Genomic DNA, 738 nt, shown 5'->3' on the forward strand with positions numbered 1-738 from the left:
GCCGACCCCGCCCGGACGCCCTTCGCGGCGACCGCCCCGATAGGAGAACACGCGTGACCAGCATCCTGCTCGTCGAGGACGAGAGCGCCCTCAGCGAGCCCCTCAGCTACCTGCTCGAACGCGAGGGATACGACGTCACCGTCGCCGAGGACGGCAACCGCGCCGTCGCCGCCTTCGACGAGGGCGACTACGACCTGATCCTCCTCGACCTCATGCTGCCCGGCATGCCCGGCACCGAGGTCTGCCGCGAGATCCGCACCCGCTCCTCCGTCCCGATCATCATGGTCACCGCCAAGGACTCCGAAGTGGACATCGTCGTCGGCCTGGAGCTCGGCGCGGACGACTACGTCACCAAGCCCTACTCCACCCGCGAACTGCTCGCCCGCATCCGCGCCGTCCTCCGACGCCGCACCGAGGAGCCCGGCGAGGAGCGGATCGTCGTCGCCGGCCCCGTCCGCATGGACATCGAACGCCACACGGTCGAAGTCGACGGCGTCGAGACCCCGATGCCCCTCAAGGAGTTCGAGCTCCTCGAGATGCTCCTCCGCAACGCGGGCCGTGTCCTCACCCGCGGCCAGCTCATCGACCGCGTCTGGGGGAGCGACTACTTCGGCGACACGAAGACCCTCGACGTCCACGTCAAGCGCATCCGCTCCAAGATCGAGAAGACGCCGAAGGAGCCGGTGCTCCTGGTTACTGTCCGCGGCCTCGGCTACCGCTTCGACGCTTGATCGCGGG

The 738-nt window shown here is 69.0% G+C and carries 1 protein-coding gene; it reads left to right on the plus strand.

The features are described from left to right. Positions 1-53: 53 nt before the first annotated feature. A complete protein-coding gene (locus tag C5C82_RS17170; RefSeq protein ID WP_104227263.1) occupies positions 54-731 on the plus strand; it encodes a response regulator transcription factor in 678 nt (225 codons plus the stop codon). Positions 732-738: the final 7 nt, after the last annotated feature.

Source organism: Rathayibacter sp. AY1D5 (genome assembly GCF_002932515.1).
Taxonomy (GTDB): Bacteria; Actinomycetota; Actinomycetes; order Actinomycetales; family Microbacteriaceae; genus Rathayibacter.